6 protein-coding genes are annotated in these 6,858 nt (G+C 58.8%); 3 read left to right on the top strand and 3 right to left on the bottom strand.

What is annotated here, in order from left to right:
• Positions 1–106: 106 nt before the first annotated feature.
• The 3 genes from glmU to BDE01S_RS06985 all read right to left on the bottom strand — a co-directional run bounded on the left by glmU (position 107) and on the right by BDE01S_RS06985 (position 2,838).
• Positions 107–1,474 (bottom strand): bifunctional UDP-N-acetylglucosamine diphosphorylase/glucosamine-1-phosphate N-acetyltransferase GlmU, encoded by a 1,368-nt coding sequence (gene glmU, locus BDE01S_RS06975; RefSeq protein ID WP_066079284.1) that lies wholly within the window; start codon positions 1,472–1,474, stop codon positions 107–109.
• Positions 1,475–1,645: 171 nt separating this feature from the next.
• Positions 1,646–1,894 (bottom strand): spore cortex protein, encoded by a 249-nt coding sequence (locus BDE01S_RS06980; protein WP_066079287.1) that lies wholly within the window; start codon positions 1,892–1,894, stop codon positions 1,646–1,648.
• A gap of 245 nt (positions 1,895–2,139) precedes the next feature.
• Positions 2,140–2,838: a pyrimidine 5'-nucleotidase gene (locus BDE01S_RS06985; protein WP_066079293.1), complete on the bottom strand. Its 699-nt coding sequence runs from the start codon at positions 2,836–2,838 to the stop codon at positions 2,140–2,142.
• Positions 2,839–2,959: 121 nt separating this feature from the next.
• Between BDE01S_RS06985 and BDE01S_RS06990 the strand changes: the two genes are divergently transcribed.
• The 3 genes from BDE01S_RS06990 to BDE01S_RS07000 all read left to right on the top strand — a co-directional run bounded on the left by BDE01S_RS06990 (position 2,960) and on the right by BDE01S_RS07000 (position 6,844).
• Positions 2,960–3,961: a thiamine ABC transporter substrate-binding protein gene (locus tag BDE01S_RS06990; RefSeq protein ID WP_066079296.1), complete on the top strand. Its 1,002-nt coding sequence runs from the start codon at positions 2,960–2,962 to the stop codon at positions 3,959–3,961.
• A gap of 175 nt (positions 3,962–4,136) precedes the next feature.
• Entirely contained in the window at positions 4,137–6,425 is a 2,289-nt protein-coding gene (locus BDE01S_RS06995) for a Tex family protein (protein WP_066079302.1), read from the top strand.
• A 92-nt stretch (positions 6,426–6,517) separates the two neighbouring features.
• A complete protein-coding gene (locus BDE01S_RS07000) occupies positions 6,518–6,844 on the top strand; it encodes an FKBP-type peptidyl-prolyl cis-trans isomerase (protein ID WP_066079300.1) in 327 nt (108 codons plus the stop codon).
• Positions 6,845–6,858 lie beyond the last annotated feature (14 nt).

Here is a 6,858-nt window from a genome sequence, read left to right on the forward strand (position 1 = left end):
TTTTGGCATGGATACGGGTTGGACGCGGTCAGATGCTGCTTATCCCAAACGCGTGTTGACTATATATCGGGTGGTGGGCAACAAGTTGCCCGCTTTGCGCGGCCGCTTACTTTTTCGGCTTCTCCGGACGTACCCAGCCTTCGATGACGGTTTGGCGGGCGCGGGCGAGGACGAGTTTGCCGTCTTCGCAGTTTTTGGTAATCGCGCTGCCGGCGCCGGTGGTGACGCGGTTGCCGATGACCACGGGCGCAATCAGGACGCTGTTGGAGCCGATGCGTACTTCGTCGCCGATAACGGTTTGGTGTTTGTTGACGCCGTCGTAGTTGGCGGTAATCGTGCCCGCGCCGAAGTTGGTGCGGCTGCCGACAGTGGCGTCGCCGATGTAGGTGAGGTGGTTGGCTTTGGTGCCTTCGCCGATGCTGGCGTTTTTCACTTCGACGAAGTTGCCGATGTGTACGTCGGCGGCCAGTTTCGCTTGCGGGCGCAGGCGAGCGTAAGGGCCGATGCGGTTGTTTTCGCCGACTTCGCAGTCTTCCAAGCTGGAGAACGGGGCGATTTTGCTGCCGGAGGCGATTTTGGCGTTTTTAATCACGCAGTTGGCGCCGATTTCCACATCGTCGCCGATTTCAACATCGCCTTCGAGGATAACGTTTACATCGATTACCACGTCTTGGCCGTGTTTCAGACGGCCTCTCAAATCAAAGCGGGCGGGATCGCGCAGGGTGACGCCCGCTTTCAGTAATTCTTGCGCCTGCTCGGTTTGGAAGATGCGCTCGAGTTCGGCCAGTTGCACTTTGTTGTTCACGCCCGCCGCCAGATGCGAGGCGCGCACTTGCACGGGATGCACGGCGATGCCGTCTGAATTGGCCAGCGCGATCAGATCGGTGAGGTAGTATTCGCCTTGGGCGTTGTTGCTGGAGAGGCTGTTCAGCCAGCCTTCGAGTTTGGCGTTGGGCAGCACCAAAATACCGGTATTGGTTTCTTTGACCGCTTTTTGGGCGTCGTTTGCGTCTTTTTCTTCCACGATGGCGACGACTTTTCCGCCCTCGCGGATGATGCGGCCGTAGCCGGTGGGGTTGTCGAGTACATCGGTCAACAGGCCGACTTCACCGCCCGCCGCGTCCAACAATGCCTGCAAAGTGGCGGCGTCGGTCAGCGGCACATCGCCGTAGAGTACCAGCGTACGGCCTTCTTTCGGCAGGTGCGGCAGCGCGGTTTTGACGGCATGGCCGGTGCCGAGCTGCTCGGTTTGTTCGACCCACACCACATCGCGTTTGACTTTTGCCAATACCTGCTCTTTGCCGTGGCCGATGACAACGCAGATGCTTTGCGGGTTCAGCAGGGCGGCGGTGTCGATAACGCGCTCGACCATGGGCTTGCCGCCGATTTCGTGCAGCACTTTCGGCATTTTGGAATACATGCGCGTGCCTTTGCCGGCGGCGAGGATGACGATGTGTAAAGGTGTTTGGCTCATTTCAGAATGTCTTTCGGATTGTTGGTTTTATAGGGGTATTGATGGTTTCAGGCCGTCTGAAAATCATGTGCGGTGCCAAACCGTAGATCGGGCATGTTTGCCCGATATGGTTGAAATTTCAGAAATGCCGGAATGTCAACGGTTTGTCGGGCAAACATGCCCGACCTAAGGCTACTGCGCCGGTTTTTCCCAGGTGGTGCCGCGCACGTCGTGTTCCACTTCGCGCTCGGGTTTGACGGCGTGCTGTTCGGGGCGGTATTGGTTGTAATTCATGTTGCGGGAGTAGGAGCCGTCTTGGTAATACACGCGCGTACCGGCTTCATATTTGGGGCGCAGTGCGGTTTTGCCTTCGGCGTTTTGATAGGTTTCCCACGCGCAGCCGGACAGGGCGGCGGCGAGAATGAGCAGGGCGTAACGCATGGCGGTAATCCTGAAGAAAATAGGTGGAAGGGTATCGTCGTGCTATGCCGTATCAGGCGAAACGGGGGGACGACGGTCATCTTGGTGTCATTGTAATAAATTTGCCCGCATATTCCTATCGGCCTTACCCGATTTTGCTTGCGGCGGCGCCAAACCGTCGGTCGGACATTTTTGCCCGACATGGTTGAAATTTCAGAAATGCCGGAATGTCCACGGTTTGTCGGGCAAAAATGCCCGACCGATGGCTACTGCGCCGGTTTTGCCCAAGTCGTGCCGCGCGGTGTCGGCTGCTGCTGACATTTCAGCACGCGCAGGCCGGCTTCGGCCAGTTCGGCCATGTTGCGGGCGGCGGCATCGACAAAGGGCAGCGCGTGGGCTTGCGCGCCGTACCATACGGTACGCATCCCTAGAGCTTTGGCCGCGTGCAGGTTGGCGGGGCTGTCGTCCACCATGATGCAGCGGGCGGGGTCGGTGTCCAGCATGGCGCAGACGTTGCGGTAGGATTGGGCATCGGGTTTGTAAAGCAGGCCGAAGTCGTCGGTGCCCAGCAAGCGTTCAAACGCGTCGCCCAAGCCCAGCGCGTCAATCACGGCGGCAACGTAAAACGACGGGCCGTTTGAAAATACGGCTTTGCGCCCGGGCAGGCGGGCGAGGGCGTCGCGCGTGCCGGCAATGGGTGACAGCGCGGCCAGAATGTCTGCGAGCGGGTGGCTCTCGCGCAGAAATTCGTGGATGTCGATTTCGGGATGGTGGATGCTTAATCCGGCCAGCGTCGCGCCGTAGCGGTGCCAATAGTCTTGGCGGAGCTTGGAGGCCGCTTCGGTATCGAGATGCAGACGCTGCGCCATATAGTCGGTCATGGCGCGGTTAATCAGGCCGAAGATGCCCGCATCGGCGTTGTGCAGTGTGTTGTCGAGATCGAAAAGCCAAACGGTATCGGTCATGTGTGTCGGTCGGGTGAAATTTGGTATCATGGCATTTTATCGTGAAACGGCCTGAGAAGTCCTGCTGCCGACGGTTCGTTGTACGATGAACGCAATTATAGAAACACAAAGGAAAATCAGAATGAAACCTAAATTACTCTTGAGCGCGTTGCTGCTGCTGGCGGCCAACGCTTGGGCGCAAACCGAAGTGCGCCTGGCGGTGCACGGCTCGTTTGCCCTGCCTAAGGAAGTGTTGGCCGGATTTGAGCAGGTGCACGATGCCAAAGTGACCGTGATTAAGGCCGGCAGCGGCAATGAAATGCTCAACAAGCTGGTGTTGAGCAAGGCCAAGCCGATTGCCGACGCGGTGTACGGTTTGGACAATGCCAATATCGGCAAGGCGCAGCAGTCGGGCATTTTGGCCGCCAAGCAGCCCGCATCGCAGCCGCTGAAAGCCGCCATGCCGGCGATTTTGGCGGTGGATTACGGCTATGTGGCGCTGAATTACGATAAACAGTGGTTTGCGAAACACAAGCTGCCGCTGCCGAAATCGCTGCAGGATTTGACCAAGCCGCAATATCAAAACCTGTTGGTAACGCCCAATCCGGCCACGTCCAGCCCCGGGCTGGCGTTTTTGCTGGCCAATATCGGCGGCATGGGTGAAGAGGGCGCGTTTCAATGGTGGGAGGCTATGCGCGCCAACGGCGTGAAAGTCGCCAAAAGCTGGAGCGACGCCTATTACACCGATTTCAGCCGCAACGGCGGCGCGTATCCGCTGATGGTCGGCTATAGCACCAGCCCGGCGGCGGAAGTGTTTTACGGCAAAGGCCAGTACAGCGAGCCGCCCATCGGCAACCTGTTTCTGAAAGGCGGCGTGTTCCGCCAGGTAGAGGGCGCGGCGGTGCTGGCGGGCGCGAAGCAGCCGGAGCTGGCGGCCAAGCTGGTGCAGTGGCTGCAAAGCCCGCAGGTGCAGCAGGCGCTGCCGACCGAAATGTGGGTGTATCCCGCCGTGAAAGAAACCAAGCTGCCGAAAGTATTCGATTTCGCCCCCGTCCCCGCAAGCAGCGACTCCCCGAGCCGCGAGGACATCAACGCCAAGCAGAAGCAGTGGGTCGGCCGCTGGATGAAAACCGTTTTGCGTTAATCTGCGCTGCTATGCCAAACAGGCCGTCTGAAAATACCGCCATTTCCTATCGGCAGATGAAGCATTTGCCGTACCGGTTTGCGCGGCGGTTTTCAGACGGCCTGTCTGCATGGCGGCAGATGACAAACCCCGCCAATCTGATTATGCTTACCCCTTTGCTTTTTTGTCCGAACTTATGAACATCATCTCCACCCTCGCCGGCGAACTCTCCGCCACCGCCGCCCAAATCACCGCCGCCGTTGAAATGCTCGACGACGGTGCCACCGTACCCTTTATCGCCCGCTACCGCAAAGAAGCCACCGGCGGGCTGGACGACACGCAGCTGCGCCATCTGGAAGAACGGCTCACCTACCTGCGCGAGCTGGAGGCGCGCAAAGAAACCGTGCTCAAATCCATTGAAGAGCAAGGCAAACTTTCAGACGGCCTGCGCGCGCAAATCGAAGCCTGCGACAACAAAACCGCGCTCGAAGACCTTTATCTGCCCTACAAACCCAAACGCCGCACCAAAGCGCAAATCGCCCGCGAACACGGTTTGCAGCCCCTGGCCGACGTATTGCTGAATGAGCAGCCGCAAGACGTGGAAGCCGCCGCCGCGCCGTTTACCAATGAAAACGTGCCCGACACCAAAGCCGCGCTCGACGGCGCACGCGCGATTTTGATGGAACAATTTGCCGAAGACGCCGAACTCATCGGCCGCTTGCGCGAAAAACTGTGGAACGAAGCCGAAATCCACGCGCAAGTGATTGCCGGTGCGGAAGAAAAGGGCGAAAAATTCAAAGACTATTTCGACCACCGCGAAGCCGTGCGCGCCATGCCCAGCCACCGCGCATTGGCCGTTTTGCGCGGCCGCAACGAAGAAATTTTGCACATCGCCCTCAAATACCAACCCGACGAAACCCCGATTACCGAGCAGAGCGCATACGAAAAAATCATCGCCGCGCACTTTCATCTTTCAGACGGCCACAAATGGCTGCGCGACACCGTACGCCTGACCTGGCGCGCCAAAATCTTCCTGTCGCTCGAACTCGAAGCCTTAGGCCGTCTGAAAGAGCAGGCCGACACCGACGCCATTACCGTGTTCGCCCGCAATCTCAAAGACCTGCTGCTGGCCGCCCCCGCCGGCCGCCTGACCACCCTCGGCCTCGACCCCGGCTACCGCAACGGCGTGAAATGCGCGGTGGTGGACGACACCGGCAAACTGCTGGACACCGTCATCGTCTATCTTCATCAAGAAAACGCCATGCTCGCCACCTTAGGCCGCCTGATTAAGCAGCATCATGTCAAACTCATCGCCATCGGCAACGGCACCGCCAGCCGCGAAACCGACAAAATCGCCGCCGAGCTCGTCAAAACCCTGCCGGAAATGAAGCTGCACAAAATCGTCGTCTCCGAAGCAGGCGCATCCATCTATTCCGCCTCCGAACTCGCCGCCAAAGAATTCCCCGATTTAGACGTATCCCTGCGCGGCGCCGTCTCCATCGCCCGCCGCCTGCAAGACCCGCTGGCCGAACTCGTCAAAATTGACCCCAAATCCATCGGCGTCGGCCAATACCAGCACGACGTCAACCAAAGCCAACTCGCCAAATCCCTTGACGCCGTCGTAGAAGACTGCGTGAACGCCGTCGGCGTGGACGTCAACACCGCATCCGCCCCGCTGCTCGCCCGCATCTCCGGCCTCAACAGCACGCTCGCGCAAAACATCGTCGCCTACCGCGATGAAAACGGCGCGTTCGACAGCCGCAAAAAACTGCTCAAAGTACCGCGTCTGGGCGAAAAAACCTTCGAACAAGCCGCAGGTTTTTTACGCATCAACGGCGGCAAAGAAGCGCTTGACGCATCCGCCGTCCACCCCGAAGCCTACCCCGTCGTCGCCAAAATGCTCGCCGACCAAGGCATCAGTGCCGCCGAGCTCATCGGCAACCGCGAAAAAATCAAACAAATCAAACCCGCCGACTACACCACCGAACAATTCGGTCTGCCCACCATCCTCGACATCCTGGCCGAACTCGAAAAACCCGGCCGCGACCCGCGCGGCGAATTTCAGACGGCCACCTTTGCCGAAGGCGTGAATGAAATCAAAGATTTGCAGGTGGGCATGATTTTGGAAGGCGTGGTTTCCAACGTCGCCAACTTCGGCGCATTTGTGGACATCGGCGTGCACCAAGACGGCCTCGTCCACATCTCCGCCCTGTCTAATAAATTCGTACAAGACCCGCGCGAAGTCGTCAAAGCCGGCGATGTCGTCAAAGTCAAAGTGCTGGAAGTGGACGCCGCCCGCAAACGCATCGCCCTCACCATGCGCTTGGACGACGAACCCGAAACTGTCAAGCGCAGCGGCAGGCCGTCTGAAAACTCAGCAACCCCGCGTCATACCGGCCGCAACGAACGAACCCCCCGCAACCCGCGTGAAAAGCAGCCGCAAAACAGCGCTATGGCGGATGCGTTTGCCAAGTTGAAGCGGTAAACGCGGCTGGAGGCCGTCTGAAAAGCTGCCGTTTTTCAGACGGCCTGCGGTATAATCGCGGCGTGGTTTATTGACTGATAAAAGGAAAAAACATGAGCTTGATTATTGAAGACATCCAAGAGGGCTTCGGCAAAGAAGCGGTGAAGGGCAAAGAAATCACCGTGCATTACACGGGCTGGCTGGAAGACGGTACGAAGTTTGACTCCAGCCTCGACCGCCGCCAGCCGCTGACGATTACGCTGGGCGTGGGCCAGGTCATTCAGGGCTGGGACGAGGGTTTCGGCGGCATGAAAGAAGGCGGCAAACGCAAGCTGACCATTCCTTCCGAAATGGGCTACGGCGCACACGGTGCGGGCGGTGTCATTCCGCCGCACGCCACGCTGGTGTTTGAAGTGGAACTGTTGAAGGTGTATGAATAAGCGGTTTTGCTTAA

The organism is Bergeriella denitrificans NBRC 102155, from assembly GCF_001592185.1.
Taxonomy (GTDB): Bacteria; Pseudomonadota; Gammaproteobacteria; order Burkholderiales; family Neisseriaceae; genus Neisseria; species Neisseria denitrificans.